18 protein-coding genes are annotated in these 18,810 nt (G+C 64.3%); all 18 read left to right on the forward strand.

The genetic code is table 11. The features are described 5' to 3' along the window. Window positions 1-170 precede the first annotated feature (170 nt). The 18 genes from R2B70_RS05770 (at window position 171) to flhF (ending at window position 18,810) form a co-directional block, all read left to right on the forward strand. On the forward strand, window positions 171-947 hold the full coding sequence (locus tag R2B70_RS05770) for a lipoprotein (RefSeq protein WP_042076989.1): 777 nt from the start codon (window positions 171-173) through the stop codon (window positions 945-947). Window positions 948-1,143: 196 nt separating this feature from the next. Next, window positions 1,144-1,461: a flagellar hook-basal body complex protein FliE gene (gene fliE, locus R2B70_RS05775; protein ID WP_042076988.1), complete on the forward strand. Its 318-nt coding sequence runs from the start codon at window positions 1,144-1,146 to the stop codon at window positions 1,459-1,461. 55 nt (window positions 1,462-1,516) lie between these two features. Next, window positions 1,517-3,223 carry a flagellar basal-body MS-ring/collar protein FliF gene (gene fliF / locus R2B70_RS05780; RefSeq protein WP_042076987.1) on the forward strand — a complete coding sequence of 569 codons (1,707 nt, stop codon included), beginning with the start codon at window positions 1,517-1,519 and terminating at the stop codon, window positions 3,221-3,223. Continuing rightward, window positions 3,216-4,277, forward strand: a complete 1,062-nt coding sequence (fliG, locus tag R2B70_RS05785) for a flagellar motor switch protein FliG (protein WP_042076986.1) — start codon at window positions 3,216-3,218, stop codon at window positions 4,275-4,277. Before fliF ends, fliG begins: the two co-directional genes overlap by 8 nt. A gap of 70 nt (window positions 4,278-4,347) precedes the next feature. Next, window positions 4,348-5,151, forward strand: coding sequence for a flagellar assembly protein FliH (gene fliH / locus R2B70_RS05790; RefSeq protein ID WP_318162856.1), 804 nt, complete (start codon window positions 4,348-4,350; stop codon window positions 5,149-5,151). Window positions 5,152-5,210: 59 nt separating this feature from the next. After that, window positions 5,211-6,542, forward strand: a complete 1,332-nt coding sequence (fliI, locus tag R2B70_RS05795; protein ID WP_318162857.1) for a flagellar protein export ATPase FliI — start codon at window positions 5,211-5,213, stop codon at window positions 6,540-6,542. Window positions 6,543-6,568: 26 nt separating this feature from the next. Then, the gene (gene fliJ, locus R2B70_RS05800; protein ID WP_042076981.1) at window positions 6,569-7,009 is read left to right on the forward strand and encodes a flagellar export protein FliJ; all 441 of its coding nucleotides are present in this window, start codon (window positions 6,569-6,571) and stop codon (window positions 7,007-7,009) included. 83 nt (window positions 7,010-7,092) lie between these two features. Further along, complete coding sequence (locus R2B70_RS05805) at window positions 7,093-9,282, forward strand: flagellar hook-length control protein FliK (RefSeq protein WP_318162858.1); 2,190 nt, start codon at window positions 7,093-7,095, stop codon at window positions 9,280-9,282. Window positions 9,283-9,339: 57 nt separating this feature from the next. Further along, window positions 9,340-9,846 carry a flagellar basal body-associated protein FliL gene (fliL, locus tag R2B70_RS05810; RefSeq protein WP_042076824.1) on the forward strand — a complete coding sequence of 169 codons (507 nt, stop codon included), beginning with the start codon at window positions 9,340-9,342 and terminating at the stop codon, window positions 9,844-9,846. A gap of 10 nt (window positions 9,847-9,856) precedes the next feature. Further along, window positions 9,857-10,927, forward strand: a complete 1,071-nt coding sequence (fliM, locus tag R2B70_RS05815) for a flagellar motor switch protein FliM (RefSeq protein ID WP_042076826.1) — start codon at window positions 9,857-9,859, stop codon at window positions 10,925-10,927. A 44-nt stretch (window positions 10,928-10,971) separates the two neighbouring features. Further along, entirely contained in the window at window positions 10,972-11,367 is a 396-nt protein-coding gene (fliN, locus tag R2B70_RS05820; RefSeq protein WP_010673924.1) for a flagellar motor switch protein FliN, read from the forward strand. A 61-nt stretch (window positions 11,368-11,428) separates the two neighbouring features. Further along, window positions 11,429-11,812 (forward strand): flagellar biosynthetic protein FliO, encoded by a 384-nt coding sequence (fliO, locus tag R2B70_RS05825; protein WP_318162859.1) that lies wholly within the window; start codon window positions 11,429-11,431, stop codon window positions 11,810-11,812. After that, entirely contained in the window at window positions 11,799-12,554 is a 756-nt protein-coding gene (gene fliP / locus R2B70_RS05830; protein WP_042076830.1) for a flagellar type III secretion system pore protein FliP, read from the forward strand. Before fliO ends, fliP begins: the two co-directional genes overlap by 14 nt. Window positions 12,555-12,580: 26 nt before the next feature. Beyond that, window positions 12,581-12,850 (forward strand): flagellar biosynthesis protein FliQ, encoded by a 270-nt coding sequence (gene fliQ / locus R2B70_RS05835; RefSeq protein ID WP_042076832.1) that lies wholly within the window; start codon window positions 12,581-12,583, stop codon window positions 12,848-12,850. 52 nt (window positions 12,851-12,902) lie between these two features. Continuing rightward, complete coding sequence (gene fliR, locus R2B70_RS05840; protein WP_042076833.1) at window positions 12,903-13,700, forward strand: flagellar biosynthetic protein FliR; 798 nt, start codon at window positions 12,903-12,905, stop codon at window positions 13,698-13,700. Between the two features lie 86 nt (window positions 13,701-13,786). Then, a complete protein-coding gene (gene flhB, locus R2B70_RS05845) occupies window positions 13,787-14,917 on the forward strand; it encodes a flagellar biosynthesis protein FlhB (protein WP_042076835.1) in 1,131 nt (376 codons plus the stop codon). 274 nt (window positions 14,918-15,191) lie between these two features. Continuing rightward, complete coding sequence (flhA, locus tag R2B70_RS05850; protein WP_042076837.1) at window positions 15,192-17,294, forward strand: flagellar biosynthesis protein FlhA; 2,103 nt, start codon at window positions 15,192-15,194, stop codon at window positions 17,292-17,294. 16 nt (window positions 17,295-17,310) lie between these two features. Next, window positions 17,311-18,810 carry a flagellar biosynthesis protein FlhF gene (gene flhF / locus R2B70_RS05855; RefSeq protein ID WP_318162860.1) on the forward strand — a complete coding sequence of 500 codons (1,500 nt, stop codon included), beginning with the start codon at window positions 17,311-17,313 and terminating at the stop codon, window positions 18,808-18,810.

Here is an 18,810-nt window from a genome sequence, read left to right on the forward strand (position 1 = left end):
GCGCCACGGCAAGGCCTGCCCCCGTGCGGCCGTGTGCCTGCCCGGAAAGGACGGGAACGGGCCCGTGGTGGTTTCATTGACGCAGGCTGAACGGGAGAGAATCAAGCCCTTCTTCGAGTAAGCTTGAGTCTGTTAGGCTGAGTCTTGGCACAACGAAAGAGGAGCTGATCATGAAGAGCCGATCCTGGCTGATTGCCGCCACCCTGGTGCTGGCGTCGACCCCCGGCCATGCCGACTGGGCGAAGTTGAAGGAGGCCGCCTCCGAACTCGGTACCGCGGTGAGCGATACCGGCAAGGAGGCGTGGAAGGGGATCACCGATTTTTCCAAGGAGACCTGGGAGTCTGTCTCCAACTGGGGGGCCGAGGCCTACAACAAGGCCGGTGCCTGGACGGCGGAGAGCGCGGCCACCGGCAAGGAGTGGCTGGCGGCCGCCGACAAGAAGCTCGACACCATGCTCGAGCCCAAGACCCCGGAGGAGGCCCGCACCGCCCTCGACACCATGGCCGATACCGCCCTGGTGCGGCTGTTCAACGAGCAGCCCTCTGCCAAGCTGTTGTTTGACAAGGCTTATGGCTATGCGGTGTTCGATTCGCGCAAGTTCTCCCTGATGGTGCACACCAACCAGGGATCCGGGGTGGCGGTCAACCGCGCCAGCGGCAAGCACACCTACATGAAGATGTTCGGCGCCGGCATGGCGGCTGGCTTCGGCGGCAAGTTCTACCAGCAGGTGATGTTGTTCGAGACCAAGCAGACCTTCGACAACTTCGTGAACAAGGGCTGGGAGGCGACCTCGGAGGCGGGGGTGGTGGCCGGCAAGGAGAGCGCCTCCCTCGACTCGGGTTACAACGGGGGCATGGCCATCTACCAGCTTGGGGAGAAGGGGCTGCTGTACGGCGTCAGCGTCACGGGATCCAAATACTGGATCGACGAGGATCTGACTCAATAACCTCAGGATCCGTCGTGATGATGGCCCGTACCCTGCGGGCCATTTTTATGTCTGCCGGGCGGATCCATCCCCTGGCGGTGAGGCTGACCATGGCGGCAGGACCTGCCGTTGCCGTGAGGCTTTTATGGATCCTTCCTGGTTGGCACTCTAATTGCTTAAGGCTTGCCAGTGTCAATGATTTGTCTGGGAAGGGAAGATGGAAATAAGCGCAAGCAGTCTGATGCAAGAGATGCAGGCTCTCAGGGTGGAAGCCGGTGCCACGCCGCTGACCCAGCCCGGTCGTCCGGTCAATTCGGACTTCGGCCAGATGCTCCAGCAGGCCCTCGACAACGTCAACGAGTTGCAGGGCAGCGCCAACGATCTGCGCACCCGGTTCGATCTGGGTGACAAGTCGGTGGATCTCTCCGAGGTGATGATCGCCGGGCAGAAATCCTCCATCGCCTTCGAGGCGACGGTGCAGGTGCGCAACAAGATGGTCGACGCCTACAAGACCATCATGAACATGCCGGTGTAACTCGGGCCCATGGCGACCGAGCATCATAAACATGTCAGCAACAAGGACATAAACCGTGGCTAACGATCCAAACGGCGATCTGCTGATGAACAACGAGGGGGCGGCGGCCCTCGACGAGAACGAGCAGAAGAGCTCGGCGCTGGGCTTCCTGTCCAACACCGATGTGCTGCGCCAGATCACCCTGATCCTGGGGCTGACCATCTGTCTGGCCATCGCCGTCTTCATCCTGCTGTGGGGCAAGGAGCCGGAGATGCGTCCCCTCGGCACCTTCAACACCCAGGAGCTGGTCTCCACCCTCGACTATCTGGATCAGCAGAAGATCCCCTACCAGGTCGACGGCAAGAGCGTGCTGGTCAGTGCCGAAAACTACGCGGACATCCGTCTGCGCCTGACCCGGGCCGGCCTGGCCGGCAGCAGTGAGGTCAGCAACGACGGGGAGGCCATCCTGCTCAAGGACTCCAGCTTCGGCGTCAGCCAGCGCATGGAGAGCGAACGCCTGAAACTGAGCCGCGAGCGCCAGCTGGCGAGCGCCATCGAGCAGTTCCAGAACGTGGCCAAGGCCCAGGTGCTGCTGGCTATCCCGAAAGACAACGTGTTCGCCCGCAACGAGCGCAAGCCGAGCGCTACTGTGGTGCTGAGCCTCAAGGGCAGCGCCCTCGGCCAGGGGGAGGTGGACTCCATCGTCGACATGGTGGCCTCCGCCGTCCACGGTCTGGAGCCGACCCGCGTCACCGTGACCGATCAGAACGGTCGCCTGCTCAACTCCGGCTCCCAGGATCCCCTCTCTGCCCAGACTCGCAAGGAGTTTGCGATGCAGCAGAAGCAGGAGCTGGAATACAAACAAAAAATTGACGCCATCCTGATCCCGGTATTGGGGGCGGACAACTACACCGCCGAGGTGGATCTCTCCCTCGACTTCTCCCAGCAGGAGCAGACCCGCAAGACCTACAACCCGGACCTGCCCGCCGTGCGCTCCGAGATGACGGTGGAGGAGAACAGCGCCAACGGCAGCAACGGCGGCGTGCCCGGCGCCCTCTCCAACCAGCCGCCCGCCGCCTCCAGCATTCCCGAGCAGGCCGCCGGCGGGGAAGGGGGAACCGGCTCTTCCGGCCGTTCCCGCAAGGAGGCGACCCGCAACTTCGAACTGGACACCACCGTGAGCCACATCCGGCGCCAGCAGGGCGGCATCCGCCGCATGACGGTGTCGGTGGCGGTGGACTACAAGGCCGTCCCCGGTGCCGACGGGGCCGTGACCCGGGAGGCCCGCAGCCAGGCCGAACTCGATACCCTGCGCCGTCTGCTGAGCGGCGGCCTGGGTTTCGACGTGACCCGGGGCGATACCCTGGAGGTGGTCGCCATCCCGTTCAACCGTCCGGAGCTGGAAGCCGTCGCCGAGACGCCGCTCTACGAGCAGCCCTGGTTCTGGCGCGCGGTGCGCATCGCCGCCTCGGTGCTGGTCATCATAGTGCTCATCGTCACCGTGGTAAGGCCCATGCTCAAGCGCCTGCTCTACCCGGATGCCAAGCCGGAAGGGGAGCTGGACTTCGACAACCACACCGTGCTGGGTGGGGACGACGAACTGAGCCTGCTGGCGGCCCAGGCCGAGGCCGAACCCGTGTTCGGTCTGCGGGATGGCCAGCTGAAGCTGCCGGATCTGCACCGTGACGAGGACCTGCTCAAGGCCGTGCGCGCCCTGGTAGCAAACGAACCCGACCTGGCCGCTCAGGTCATCAAAGAATGGGTAACGAACCGAGATGCCTGAAGAGAAGAAAACCCAAGTCACCGGTAACGAGATTACCGATACCCAGCGTCAGATCCTGGATCAGATGAGCGGGATGGAGATGGCGGCGGTGCTGATGCTGAGCCTGAGCGAGGAAGATGCCGCCCAGATCTTCCGCCACCTCGAGCCCAAGCAGGTGCAGCGGCTCGGCATGTCCATGGCCTCCATGTCGGATTTCAGTCACGACCGGGTGGCGGCGGTGCATCGTCAATTTATCGACGACATCCAGAAATACACCAACATCGGCATCGGCAGCGAAGACTTCGTGCGCAAGGCCCTGGTGGCGGCGCTCGGGGAGGACAAGGCCAGCAACCTGGTGGATCAGATCATCCTGGGCTCGGGTGCCCGCGGCCTCGACTCCCTCAAGTGGATGGATGCGCGCCAGGTGGCCAGCATCATTCAGAACGAGCACCCGCAGATCCAGACCATAGTCCTCTCCTACCTGGAGCCGGAGCAGTCCGCCGAGATCCTGAGCCAGTTCCCGGAGCAGGTGCGCCTGGATCTGGTGATGCGGATCGCGAACCTGGAAGAGGTGCAACCGGCGGCGCTGCAAGAATTGAACGACATCATGGAGAAACAGTTCGCCGGTGCGGCGGGCGCCCAGGCGGCCAAGATGGGTGGCCTCAAGGCCGCCGCCAACATCATGAACTACCTGGACACCAACATCGAAGGCCAGCTGATGGACTCCATCCGCGAGTCGGACGAGGAGATGAGCCAGCAGATCCAGGATCTGATGTTCGTGTTCGAGAACCTCATCGACGTGGACGATCGCGGCATCCAGACCCTGCTGCGGGAAGTGCCGGGGGATCTGCTGCAACGGGCCCTCAAGGGGTCGGACGACCAGATGCGGGAGAAGGTCTTCAAGAACATGTCCAAGCGGGCCGCCGAGATGCTGGCGGACGACCTGGAGGCCATGGGGCCGATCCGGGTCTCCGAGGTGGAGGCCGCCCAGAAGGAGATCCTCTCCACCGCCCGCCGTCTGGCGGATGCGGGCGAGATCATGCTGGGGGCCGGCGGTGGCGAAGAGTTCCTCTAAGCCATCGGCCATCATATGTGCGATGATGTCGGGCCCTGCATCCGGCTCTCGATAGGAGTGTCTTCGGCACATGAACAACAAGAACAACAAGCTGCGCGGTTACCTCAGGCCCGAGGCTGACGAGGCGCAGATTGAAGCCTGGGGCTGGCCCGAGATGGAGACCGAGGCCGAAGTCGAGACCAACGCCCTGGGGCTGGCCCCGGACTGGTATCGCCAGGAGCAGGCTCCCGAGCTCCCGCCGGATGCCCCTGTGGAGGAGCCCGCCCCCAGCATCACCGCCGAGGAGGTGGAGGCGATTCGCCAGGCCGCCTGGGAGGAGGGCATGCGCGAAGGCCGGGAAGCCGGCTTCGCCAAGGGGCTGGAAGAGGGCAAGCTGGAGGGGCTGCAACAGGGCCATCAGGCGGGTCTGGAGCAGGGCAGGGAAGAAGGGCTCGCCCTGGGCCGGGATCAGGTGGAGCAGGAGGTGGCCCGCTGGCAGGCGCTCGCCACCCGCCTCGCCACGCCGCTCAGCGAACTGGATGGGGCGGTGGAGCAGCAGCTCATCGCCCTGGTGCAACAGCTCGCCCGCGCCCTCATCCGCCATGAGGCGCAAACCTCCCCCACGCTGCTGCTGGAGGCACTCAAGCAGGGGTTGGCCCTGCTCCCTGCCGCCGAGCAGGGGGTCACCCTGATGCTGCACCCGGAGGATGTGACCCGGGTAGAGGCCGCCTTTGGCGCCGAGGAGTGCGCCAGGCGCCACTGGCGGCTGCAAAGCGATCCCACCCTCTCTCCCGGCGATCTGCAACTGGCCACCGAGCTTTCCAGCATCGATCTCACCCTCTCCGGGCGCATCGATCAGCTGCTGCGCAATTTCCTGCGCGACAATGCGGGCTGAGCCGTGGCCTGGCGCTTGAACACCCTGGGTATCTCCCACGATCTATCTTCGGAGGCGACATGACTGCATCCCTGCTCAGCCGGTTGCAAGGCTACCGGGTGCGCGATCAGGCCCCCATACCGCCGGTGGCGGGCAAGCTCACCCGGGTGGTGGGGCTGACCCTGGAGGCCATCGGCTGCCGCGCCGCCATTGGCTCCCTGTGCCGGATCGACACCCAGGATGGGGCCCTGGAGGCCGAGGTGGTGGGCTTCTCCGGCGATCGCCTGTTCCTGATGCCGAGCGAACAGCTCAAGGGGGTCATTCCCGGCGCCCGGGTGGTGCCCGTCACCGAGGATCACGGCATTCCGGTGGGCATGAACCTGCTCGGGCGCGTCATCGACGGCATCGGCCAGCCCCTGGACGGGATGGGCCCCATCATCTCCTCCCAGACGGTGCAGTTCGCCCAGCACCGCATCAACCCGCTGGCCCGCCGCCCCATCCATCAACCCATGGACGTGGGGGTGCGCGCCATCAACGCCGTGCTCACCGTGGGCCAGGGCCAGCGCATGGGGCTGTTCGCCGGCTCCGGCGTCGGCAAGTCCGTGCTGCTCGGCATGATGACCCGGGGCTCGGTGGCGGACGTGGTGGTGGTGGGCCTCATCGGCGAGCGGGGCCGGGAGGTGAAGGAGTTCATCGAGGAGATCCTGGGTGCCGAGGGGCGCGAGCGCGCCGTGGTGGTGGCGGCCCCCGCCGATGCCTCCCCGCTGATGCGGCTCAAGGGGTGCGAGACGGCGCTCGCCATCGCAGAATACTTCCGGGATCAGGGGCTCAACGTGTTGCTGCTGATGGACTCCCTCACCCGTTACGCCCAGGCCCAGCGCGAAATTGCCCTGGCGGTGGGAGAGCCGCCGGCCACCAAGGGCTATCCGCCCTCGGTATTTGCCAAATTGCCGGCGCTGGTGGAGCGGGCCGGCAACGGCAGCGACGGTCAGGGTTCCATCACGGCGTTCTTCACCGTGCTGACGGAGGGGGACGATCTGCAGGACCCCATCGCCGACGCGGCGCGGGCCATCCTCGACGGCCACATCGTGCTGGCGCGGGAGCTGGCGGATGCGGGGCACTACCCGGCCATCGACATCGAGAAGTCCATCAGCCGGGTCATGCCCATGGTCACTTCCCCTGAGCACATGGAGCTGGCGCGCACCTTCAAGCAGTTCTACTCCCTCTACCAGCAGAACCGGGATCTCATCACCATAGGCGCCTACAGCCAGGGATCGGATCCCAGGATCGACCGGGCGATCATCCAGAAACCCTATCTGGATCAGTTCTTGCAACAGAAGATGCGCGAGGTCATTCCCTACGACGAAGGCCTGCAATCCCTGCACATGGTCGCCATGCCATTGATGCGTTGAGCCGATAATGCCGCTGGAGTGCCGAGATGAGTAAAGGATTGGAGTTGCTGGCGACCCGATTGGTGGAGGCCGAGAACCAGGCCGCCATGGCGCTGGCCAAGGCGCAGCAGGACTTGAAGCTGTTTATGGATCAGCAAGAGGCGCTGAATCAGTACCGCCAGATCTACCACCAGCAGTGGACCGACCGCGGTCTGCAGGGGATCAGCCCCCAACAGAACAGCCAGTATCACGCCTTCATCAACAAGCTCGAGAATGCGGCCACCCAGCAGTACCAGGGGGTGCTTCAGGTGCGCGAGGCGCTGGCCCAGTGCCGTACCCAGTGGCTCGAGGCCCAACAGCGGCGCAAGGCGGTGGAGCTGCTGCTGGAGAAGAAGGCGGACAAGGTGCGCCAGAAGGCCCAGCGCCAGGAGCAGAAGATGCTGGACGATTACGCCATCCAGCGTCGGTACCACCAATCTGGCCTGTAATTTGCTTTCCATAGTCTGAACGGGCACGTGGCCTACCCCGCTGCTCGTGCTGTCATCACCGAATCGTCGCCAGGGATCCCAGCATGATACAGACCCAGTTGATTAAAACGCCCGCTCAGGTGCTTTCCAGCGACAGCAGTGCGTCCTCGGCGCTTCCCATCGGGGGAGTCGAGGGGGGTCAGCTGCCGGTCGATGGCAAGGTTGCCTTCTCCGACGCCATGGTCAGGGCCCAGCTGATGGGCAAGGCCCCCGCCAGTCAGGCCGCGATGACGCCTCAGGTGAGTGACGATATCCCGCAGACGAACGGCGCTGATGCCAAATCTTTGGCGTCTGGCGAGCTGGCTGGCGAGGAGACCCAAGCCGCCAAGGCCTCAGGTGACGAGGCGGCCCTGCCTCCCGACGATTTCCTTCAGCAGTTGCAGGCCTCCCTGCGTCAGGACGTGAGCCTGGTGCACCCCGCCGTGCCTCCTTCACCTCAGGGAGAGAGTGTGCCCGTCGACGGCAATGACTTGCCGCCCGAGTCGCAGCCGCTGGTCGAGTCCCGTGCCCTGTCCGGGCCCGGTGCCGAAGGCAAGGGCGTTACCGCAAAGCCTGCACCGATGCCGCCGAGCGGCCCTGTGCCGGGCAGCGCAGGACTGACCGAGCTGGCACAGACCGATCTGGTCCAGACCGTGGCGACGGCGCGTGGCCCGATGCAGAACGCGTTGGCAGAAACCGGCTTGGCACAAACAGATCTGGCACAGACCGGGGCGACAGCCCGTGGCCCGATACAGAGTGGCCAGGCACAGGGCGACGTGACACAAAGCGACCTTGCCAGAGGCGCCCTGGCTCAGACCGGATTCGCAAAGGCTGAGCCAGCACTAGCAGCGGACGGCGAGACGACGCAAACCGCGGTGCGCGGCGATGTCCAGAGCGTGGATAAATCTGCTACGACCGAGGCTGGCGCAAGCAAGGGGGGACAAGGGACCCTGGCAGACGCCCTTGTGGCGAGCGACGCAGAGCTCGGATCCGCCGCTCCCGACCAGATTGCAGAGAAAGGCACGGAGAAGGGTACAGACAAGGCCGCCGACACTGGCGCCACACGGGCCAAGACCGAGGGGCCATCCCCCCTGTCCGGCGCGGAGCGGGCGGCTTTGCTATCAAAAGTGATCCCGAGCCAGGAGGCCGCTGCTGACAAGGGAACCGGCACCGCGGTACACCTCGAAGCCCCAACGGCGCAGGCCGGTGCGGCCAGGTCCTTCGGCGAGGGGCTGGTCAAGGTTGGTCTGGACAGCCAGGTGACAGCCCAGGGTGACGCGCCCAATGCCGCTGGGAACCTGCGCCGTGAGGCCAGCACCCGGGACGGGCTGACGGGCACGACCGGGGACGGCAAGCCCGGCTCGGCTCAGGAGGCATCGGAGAACAAGCCGGTGCAGGCAGCCAGGCTCGAACAGAATACGACCAAGCCGGAACAGAATACGGCTCAGACCGGCAGCCCCAGCCCGGCAGCCGCCCCCGTGAGCACCCCGGAGCCGACGCTGGCGGCGCCGCAACAGATCCTGGCACGCCAGGAGTCCCAGGGGCCCCAGGCCTCTCTGACGGCCTTGTCGGCCGGCATCCAGCAGATGGAGTCGGCCCCCGCGATGGTCAAGGTTGCCGCCGAGTTCAAGAAGAGCGATATGAAGGGGTCCCTGGACGACGTAGGCAAGCCTGGCGGGGTTGAGACCAAGGGGGCGGGACAGACCGACGCCACGGCCTCCCTGCCGCCTGCCCAGACGGCGGCTGGCGAGAGCAAGCCCGCGGCCGAGCTCGCCGCACGGCGGGAGCCCCAGAGCCTGCCCCACCTCAAGCTGGCGACCCCGGAGGCGCCGGCCCAGTTGCACCAGAAGGTGAACCTGATGCTGGCGGACAAGCTGCAACAGGCGGAGATCCAGCTAGACCCCCTGGGCCTTGGCAAGATGAAGATCCAGATCCAGATTGATGCCTCCAGCCAGGCCAACGTCCACTTCGTGGTGCAGCATGGCCAGACCCGGGAGATGCTGGAGCAGGCCATGCCGCGGCTGAGGGAGATGCTGGCGGGACAGGGGATCCAGCTCGGCCAGACCCAGGTGCAGCAGCAGTCGCAACAGCAGGCACAGCAGCAATCCCAGGGCCAGTCAGCCTTCGGCGGTCAGGGTCAGCAGGGGGGGCGCGGCTTCGGTGGCGGCGAGCAGGCGGGGGGCGAGGGCGGGTCCCGCACCCTGAGCCTGCTGGTGGAATCGGCAAACGATGCCGGGATCGATTTCTATGCTTGATGCATTCATAAGTAAGTTTATGATACCGAACAAGTTTAAGACTAGGGTGGACAAGGGATGGCAGAGGATAACGAGCTGACGCTGAAAGACCCGGCGGCGGCCAAGAAAAAGAAGTTGATCATGATACTCGCCCTGGTTGTCGTCCTGCTGGGCGGCGGCGGGGCCGGCGCCTGGTTCATGTTCGCCGGCTCGGATACACCGCCGGCCGAGCAGGCCGAGGCCAAGCCTGAGGCCAACACGCCCCAGCCCTCGCTCTATGTGGGCATGCCGCGCCCCTTCGTGTTCAACGTGGCGGGCAGCCAGCGGGATCGGCTGGTGCAGATCAAGATCCAGCTGATGGTGCGGGGGGCCCCCGACGAGACCCTGGCCAAACAGAATATTCCCCTGATCGAAGGCACCCTGCTGCGGGTCTTCAGCGCGGCGACCGCCGAACAGCTGATGACCTTCGAAGGCAAGGAGAAGCTGCGACAGGACTCGCTGGAAGAGTGTCGCCGGGTGCTGAATGACCTGGTCTCTTCCCCCGTAATCGAACAAGTGCTGTTTACCGGCTTTGTCATGCAATAAAAGGTGAAGCGTGAGCGATTTGTTAAGTCAGGACGAAATTGATGCCCTGCTGCACGGTGTCGATGATGTCGAAGAGGAAGAGTTAGGGCCTGCCGGGGATCCCGGCATCACCCAGTTCGACTTTTCTTCCCAGGACCGCATCGTCCGTGGCCGCATGCCGACCCTGGAGCTGGTGAACGAACGCTTCGCCCGCCACATGCGCATCAGCCTGTTCAACATGATGCGGCGCACCGCGGAGGTGTCGATCAACGGCGTGCAGATGCTGAAGTTCGGCGAGTACGTGCACACCCTGTTCGTGCCGACCAGCCTGAACATGGTGCGCTTCCGCCCCTTGAAGGGCACGGCGCTCATCACCATGGAGGCCCGCCTCGTCTTCATCCTGGTGGAGAACTTCTTCGGCGGTGACGGCCGTTACCACGCCAAGATCGAGGGGCGCGAGTTCACCCCCACCGAGCGGCGCATCATCCAGATGCTGCTCAAGCTGGTGTTCGAGGACTACAAGGATGCCTGGGCGCCGGTGATGGACGTGGGCTTCGAGTACCTCGACTCCGAGGTGAATCCGGCCATGGCGAACATCGTCAGCCCCACCGAGGTGATAGTGGTGAGCTCCTTCCACATCGAGCTGGACGGCGGTGGCGGCGATTTTCACGTGGCCATGCCCTACTCCATGCTGGAGCCCATCCGCGAGTTGCTCGATGCCGGGGTGCAGAGCGACAAGGGCGACACCGACGTGCGCTGGAGCAAGGCCCTGCGCGACGAGATCATGGACGTCAAGGTGGAGCTGAGGGCCAAGCTGCTGGAGACCGAGCTCTCCCTGCGGGAGCTGATGGAGCTGAGGCCCGGCGACATCATTCCGGTGGAGATGCCGGAGAACCTGCTGGTCTTCGTGGAGGACCTGCCCACCTTCCACGCCAAGATGGGGCGTACCAAGGAGAACGTGGCGCTCAAGATAGTCGACAAGATCAAGCGCCCTGACGGGGTCAAGACAGAGATGCATCTGGTGACCCGGGGGGGCGTGCGCATCGATGGCGAGGCCGAGCTGGAAGAGCTCGAACGCAGCATAGCGGACAAACACCCCTGAATTGATCCTCCCCGAGGGGAGCTTGCAACACTGAGGAATTGAAGATGAGCGGAACCGATGACGAGCAGGATTTGATGGCTGACGCCTGGGCGGCCGCGCTGGAGGAGCAGGTCACGGCCGAGGCCAAGCCCGCCCCCCTGGAAGAGCTCAAGGACGAAGCCCCCATCAGCGCCGAGGAGCGGCGCAAGCTGGACACCATACTGGACATCCCGGTGACCATCGCCATGGAGGTGGGACGCAGCCAGATCAGCATCCGCAACCTGCTGCAACTGAACCAGGGTTCTGTCGTGGAGCTCGACCGGGTGGCGGGCGAGCCGCTGGATGTGCTGGTCAACGGCACCCTGATCGCCCACGGCGAGGTGGTGGTGGTGAACGACAAGTTCGGCATCAGGCTGACTGATGTCATCAGCCAGATCGAGAGGATCAAGAAACTCAAATGACCAGACCCATTGCGTTGACCGATGTCATCATCGATCAGGCCGAGAGGATCAAGAAGCTCAAATGATCCGCGCTTTCCCGTTACTGCTGTTGTCCCTGCCCGCCCTGGCCAACCCGGGGACGGGCGCCAACCCTCCCAGCATCACCTCCTGGCTGCTCTCCAGCCTGATGGTGATCGGCCTCATCCTGGTGCTGGGCTTCCTGCTCAAGAAGAGCAAACTCACCCAGGTGATGGGCGGGGGCCAGATGAAGGTCATCGCCACCCTGCCGCTCGGCTACAAGGAGAAGCTGATGGTGGTCAAGGTGGGGGAGCAGCAGCTGCTCATCGGGGTGACGCCGCAGCAGGTCAACTTCCTCTATCGTCTGGAGACGCCGCTGGACGAGAGCCAGCCCCAGGCCTTCTCCCAGCAGCTCGGCAAATTGATGGGCAAGCATGAAAAACGTTAACTGGACTGGATGGCTGGCCCTGATCTCCCTGCTGCTGTCGCCCCTGGCGATGGCCCAGGACGGCATGTCGGCCCTCACCGTCAAGACCATGGCGGATGGCAGTCAGGAGTACAGCCTGACCCTGCAGGTGCTGGCGCTCATGACCGCGCTCTCCTTCCTGCCGGCCATGGTCATCATGATGACCTCCTTCACCCGTATCATAGTGGTGCTCGGGATCCTCAGACAGGCCATCGGCCTGCAGCAGAGCCCCTCCAACCAGGTGCTGATCGGCATCGCGCTCTTCATGTCCTTCTTCATCATGTCGCCTGTGCTGGATCGCATCAACGACGAGGCGCTGCAGCCCTACCTGGCCGAGACCATAGGGGCCAAGGAGGCCCTGGAGAAGGCGGAGCTGCCCATCCACCAGTTCATGCTGGCCCAGACCCGGGTCAAGGATCTCAATACCTTCATGGAGATAGCGAACGTCCAGGTGGCGCAACCCGAGGAGGTGCCCCTGCGGGTGCTGATCCCGGCCTTCGTCACCAGCGAGCTCAAGACCGCCTTCCAGATAGGCTTCATGCTGTTCCTGCCCTTCCTGGTCATCGATCTGGTGGTAGCCAGTATCCTGATGGCCATGGGGATGATGATGCTGTCGCCGATGCTGGTATCGCTCCCCTTCAAGCTGATGCTGTTCGTCATGGTAGACGGCTGGAACCTGATCCTGGGCTCGCTCGCCAACAGCTTCGGGCTGGGTGCAGGCTAAGCCGGTCAATGGAGAGGAGCCGATAGATGAGCCCTGAAACCTTTGTCGACGTCTTTCGCGAGGCGCTCTGGCTGGTGACCATCATGGTCTGCGCCGTGATCCTGCCGAGCCTGATGGTGGGCCTCATCGTCGCCATCTTCCAGGCCGCGACCTCCATCAACGAACAGACTTTAAGCTTCCTGCCCCGCCTGGTGGTGACCCTGCTGGCCCTGGGGGCCGGTGCCCACTGGGGCCTGCAGAGCCTGATGGACTTCTTCTTGCTGATGGTGAGCCAGATCCCCGAGGTGGTGGGGTGAGTCAGGGGGAGGCCGTGGTGGTGCCGGCATCACGCAGCCACGAGGTAGGGGCATGAGCTACACCACGGCGGTGATCATGGAGTGGCTGACCAGCATCCTCTGGCCGCTCGCCCGGGTGAGCAGCCTGCTGATGGTGATGGCGGTGTTTGGCAGCCGGCTGGCCCCAGCCCATATCCGCATCGGTCTGGCGCTCGCCATCACCCTCATCATCGCGCCTCTGCTGCCCCCCATGCCCAAGATTGAGCTCTTCTCCGTCGGCAGCTTCCTGGTGCTCGGCCAGCAGCTGCTCATCGGCATCGCGCTGGGCTTGATGACCCAGTTCCTGCTGGAAACCTTCGTAATGGCGGGTCAGGTCATCGCCATGCAGACCAGCCTAGGCTTCGCCACCCTGGTGGACCCCATGAACGGTCAGTCGGCCCCCGTGGTGGGCCAGTTCTACCTGATGCTGGCGACCCTGGTGTTCCTGGCGGTGGATGGTCACCTGCTGATGTTGCGCATGGTGGTGCTGAGCTTCGAGACCCTGCCGGTGTCGGACAGCGGGCTCACCCTGCCCGCCATCCGCAGCCTGGTGAGCTTCCTCGGGATCATGTACCAGGCCTCATTGGTGATGGCGCTGTCGGCCATCATCGCCCTGCTGCTCATCAACTTCGCGTTCGGGGTCATGACCCGGGCGGCGCCCCAGCTCAACATTTTCAGCATCGGCTTCGCGGTGAGCATGATGTCGGGTCTCTTCATCCTCTGGTTCACCATAGGCGGCTTCATGGGGCACTTCGATGCCCTCTGGGAGCGGGTGCAGGAGACCAGCTGCGAGCTGATCAACGTCCAGTGCCTGGGGGGTCAGCATGGCTGATCTCGTTCGGGGCGATGGCATCGAACAACCGAGTGGTCTGCCATCGTGGCAGGCTGCTGGCGGGATGATCCCCATCGGAGGTCAGCATGGCTGATACCGATCAGGAACGCACAGAACAACCCACGGGCAAACGACTGCAACAGGCCCGGGAAAAAGGGCAGATTGCACGTTCCAAGGAGCTGGGTACCGCCAGCGTCCTGCTGGCGACCGTGTTCGGGCTTCTGATGATCAAGGAGAGCCTGGCCGATGCCATGGTCAAGGTGCTCACCATGGGCTTCACCCTGGACCGGGATCAGGCGTTCGATCCCAACGCCATGGGAGTCATGGTGCCGGCCCTGCTGGGAGAGCTGCTCCAACCCCTGGGGCTGCTGTTTCTGCTGGTGATCATCGCCGCCTTCGTCGGCAATACCCTGCTCGGCGGGATGAACTTCTCCTCCGAGGCCATGCTGCCCAAGTGGAGCAAACTGAGCCCCTTGAGTGGTTTGAAGAGGATGTTCGGGGTGCAGTCCCTGGTGGAACTGGTCAAGTCCATCGCCAAGGTGTTGTTCATCTCCCTGTTCGCCTGGTGGATGCTCTCCAGCCAGTTCAACCACCTGCTCAACCTCTCCCTGGAGGGCTTCCCTGGTGGCATCATAGACGCCCTGGACCTGCTGCTCTGGATGCTGATCATCCTCTGCTGCGCCCTCATTCCCATCGTCGCCATCGACGTGCCGTTCCAGACCTGGAACCACAATCGCCAGCTCAAGATGACCAAGCAGGAGGTCAAGGACGAGTTCAAGGACAGCGAGGGCAAGCCCGAGGTCAAGGGGCGGATCCGCCAGCTGCAGATGCAGATGGCGATGCGCCGCATGATGGGGGACGTGCCCAAGGCGGACGTCATCATCACCAACCCGACCCACTACTCGGTGGCCCTGAAATACGATGCGGGCAAGCCGGGGGCGGCGCCCAAGGTGCTGGCCAAGGGGGTCGACGAGGTGGCAATGAAGATCCGGGAGATAGCGCGCGAGTACGACATCCCCGTGATGTCCTCGCCGCCGCTGACCCGGGCCATCTACCACGCCACCGAGATTGGCCAGGAGATCCCCGAGGGGCTCTTCGCCGCCGTGGCCCAGGTCCTGGCCTATGTCTACCAGCTCAAGAAGTTCCGCCGCGGCCGTGGCCGGCGGCCGACCCCCCTCGCCAAGGATCTGCCCATCCCGCCCGAGTTTCGCAAGTAAGGCGCTGGCTGCTGTCTGGCTTTGTCGCCAGGGGCTGCTCCAAGCTTCCACCTGAGCGTCGTAAGGCGCTGGCTGGAGCCTGACCTGTTCGCCTGGGACCCGTCCCCAATGTTCTCCCGGCTGGGAGACGCCAGCCTCCTTGCCGCCCCAGCCCGGAAAGCCTGCGACGGACTTCTGACAGCATCAAAATAAAACCCATGCAGATCAATGGGTTGAATCATTGGCTTGATATTTGCTTTAATCCGGCATCGGTAGTTGAACATTGAGAAGCACGATGGGATTGAAGGCAGGGCTAGGCCGTTTCAAAGAGTACAGGTGGTTGCTGACCAAGGGGGTCGGGACCCCGCTGCTGGTGCTCGCCTCCCTCGGCATGGTGGTACTCCCCATTCCGCCCCTGATGCTGGATATCCTCTTCTCCTTCAACATCGCCCTCTCCATCGTGGTGCTGCTGGTGGCCGTCTATACCCGCCGGCCCCTGGAATTCGCCGCCTTCCCCACCGTCTTGCTGATAGCGACCCTGCTGCGACTCGCCCTCAACGTGGCCTCCACCCGGGTGGTGCTGCTGGAGGGCCACAACGGCAGCGCGGCGGCCGGCCACGTGATCGAGGCGTTCGGCAACGTGGTGATCGGCGGCAACTATGCGGTGGGCATCATCGTCTTCATGATCCTGATGATCATCAACTTCGTGGTGGTCACCAAGGGGGCGGGGCGGATTTCCGAGGTGAGCGCCCGCTTCACCCTGGACGCCATGCCCGGCAAGCAGATGGCCATCGACGCGGACCTGAACGCCGGCCTCATCAACCAGGAAGAGGCCAAGAAACGCCGTCAGGACGTGACCCAGGAAGCGGACTTCTACGGCTCCATGGACGGTGCCTCCAAGTTCGTGAAGGGGGATGCCATCGCGGGCATCATGATCCTCTTCATCAACATCATCGGCGGCTTTATCATCGGCATGCTGCAACACCAGCTCACCTTCGCCGAGGCGGCCCAGATCTACACCCTGCTCGCCATCGGTGACGGCCTGGTGGCCCAGATCCCCTCGCTGCTGCTCTCCATCGCCGCCGCCATCATAGTGACCCGCCAGAACACGGATCAGGACATGGGCACGGCCGTGCTCGGCCAGCTGTTCGAAAACCCCAAGGCGCTGGTCATCTCCGCCGGCATCCTCTTGATGATGGGCAGCGTGCCCGGCATGCCGCACCTGGCCTTCCTGAGCCTGGGGGCCGTGGCGGCCGCCGGTGCCTGGTGGCTGCTGCGCCGGGAGAAGCAGAACAAGGCGAGGGCGGCGAGCGGCGAACTCCTGCCGGCCCAGGGGGATGCCCCGGTGGAGCAGAAGGATCTGAGCTGGGACGACGTCATGCCGGTGGACATCATCGGCCTGGAGGTGGGCTATCAGCTCATCCCGCTGGTGGACAAGAACCAGGGCGGCGAGCTGCTCAACCGGATCAAGGGGGTGCGCAAGAAGCTCTCCCAGGAGCTCGGTTTCCTGGTGCCTGCGGTGCACATTCGCGACAACCTGGATCTCGCCCCCAACCAGTACCGCATCACCCTCATGGGGGTGAGCACCGGCGAGGCCACCGTCTATCACGACAAGGAGATGGCCATCAACCCGGGCCAGGTGTTCGGCCAGATCCACGGCATCGCCACCCAGGACCCGGCGTTCGGGCTGGAGGCGGTCTGGGTTGCCAAGGAGCAGGTCTCCCAGGCGCAGACTCTGGGCTATACCGTGGTCGATGCGGCCACCGTGGTGGCCACCCACCTGAGCCAGATCCTCTCCAACCACGCCGCCCTGCTGCTTGGCCACGACGAAGTGCAGCAACTGCTGGACATGATAGGGAAACACCAGAGCAAGCTGGTGGAAGGGCTGGTTCCCGAGGTGATCAGCATGGGCAACCTGGTGAAGGTACTGCAAAATCTCCTCAATGAAGGCGTGCCAATTCGCGATATGCGCACTATCCTGCAGACCCTCGTGGAATATGCGCCCCGCAGCCCGGATCCGGAAGTGCTGACCGCGGCCTGCCGCATCGCCCTGCGCAGACTCATCGTGCAGGAGATCGCCGGCCCAGAGCCCGAGCTGCCGGTGATCACCCTGTCACCGGAGTTGGAACGCATATTGCATCAATCCCTGCAGGCAGGTGGGGGAGATGGCGCCGGCATCGAGCCGGGACTGGCGGAGCGGATGCAGCGCTCCCTGGTGGAAGCCACTCAACGACAAGAACTGGAAGGCCAGCCGGCCGTGCTTCTGACATCGGGGATATTGCGCAATACCCTGGCGAAATTTGTCAAGAATGCCATTCCTGGATTACGCGTGCTGTCCTATCAGGAAGTGCCTGACGACAAGCAGATCCGCATCGTCAGTGCGGTGGGACAGGGCTAGTTAGCGGAGATGACGGGTGAAGATTAAGCGGTTTTTTGCCAAAGACATGCGCACGGCGCTGGCCGAGGTCAAGGAGACTCTCGGGCCCGATGCCGTCATCATGTCCAACAAGAAGGTCACCGGTGGGGTGGAGATAGTCGCGGCCGTCGATTACCAGTCCCAGGTGCCGGGGCCCAAAGACGCGCCGGTTCGCCGTCAGTTGAACGAAGAGAGCGTCAATATCTCGTCTGCGGGCAAGCAGATGACGCGTTCGGCGCCGCCCAAGGAACAGAACGAATACTATGCCGATACCCTGGCCGCCCTGCTGGCGCGCCAGCAGAAGCTCAACCCGGCCAACCCCGCGGGCGGCAATGCAGCCCAGGGCCCCAGGTCCGGGAATGGGGCGGGCAGCGGCAATGCTGCGCCGGCCTCCTGGCAGACCAATGGCGGTGCCGGCACCCAGTCCGCCGGGCTGGCCGCGGCCGGCAGCGCCCCCAGAACCCTGGCCGAACAGGGCCAGTGGGGGGCGGCGTCCGAGCCCGCCAAGCCCAAGCCACGTCCGGCCGCCGCGTCCCGTCCTGCCCAGTCCCCCCAGCGGGATCAGGAGATGGAGGGGATGCGCAAGGAGATGGCCAGCATCCGCAAGCTGCTGGAGCACCAGATCTCCGGCCTGATGTGGCAGGAGGTGGAGCGCCGCGAGCCCATGCGCGCCCTGCTCATCAAGGAGCTCAAGAAGATGGGCTTCGACGACGCCTTCGCCGATCAGCTGGCGGGGCTCATCCCCGAGGACATGCCCATCCATCAGGCCATGGCCCAGCTGGCCGAGGTGCTGACGGCCCAGCTCAAGATCAGCGAGGACGAGATCCTGCGTCAGGGCGGCGCCGTGGCCCTGCTCGGCCCGACCGGGGTGGGCAAGACCACCACCATCGCCAAGCTGGCGGCCCGCTTCGCCATGAAATATGGCGCCGAGCAGGTGGCGCTCATCACCACGGACAACTACCGGATCGGCGCCCACGAACAGCTGCAGACCTATGGTCGCATCATGGGCTGCCCGGTGCGCCAGGTGCGGGACGCCGAAGAGCTGGCCAATGCGCTCTACCAGTTCCGCCATCGCCGGCTGGTGCTCATCGACACCGCCGGGGTGGGTCAGCGGGACATCCGCCTGACCGAGCAGCTCGATACCCTGGTGAAGAACGCCAAGGTGCGCATTCGCAGCTATCTGGTCATGTCGGCCACCTCCCAGCGGCGGGTGATGCAGGAGGCGGTGGATCATTTCAGGCGCATTCCGCTCTCCGGCTGCATCCTGACCAAACTCGACGAGAGCCTGAATCTGGGGGAAGTGATCAACGTGTGCATTCAGAACGCCCTGCCCATCAGCTACATCACCGACGGGCAGCGGGTGCCGGAAGATATTCAAGTTGCCAACGCGGCGCTGCTGGTCGGTGCCGCCATGGGGTCGCTGGAGCGGGAAGCAGAGGATCCCTATTTCTGGGGATCGGGTTTCGGCGAGACCGAAGATTCGGAGTTTTATGAGTAA

The sequence above is a fragment of the Aeromonas sp. XH genome (genome assembly GCF_033348475.1).
In the GTDB taxonomy this organism is placed as follows: domain Bacteria; phylum Pseudomonadota; class Gammaproteobacteria; order Enterobacterales; family Aeromonadaceae; genus Aeromonas; species Aeromonas sanarellii.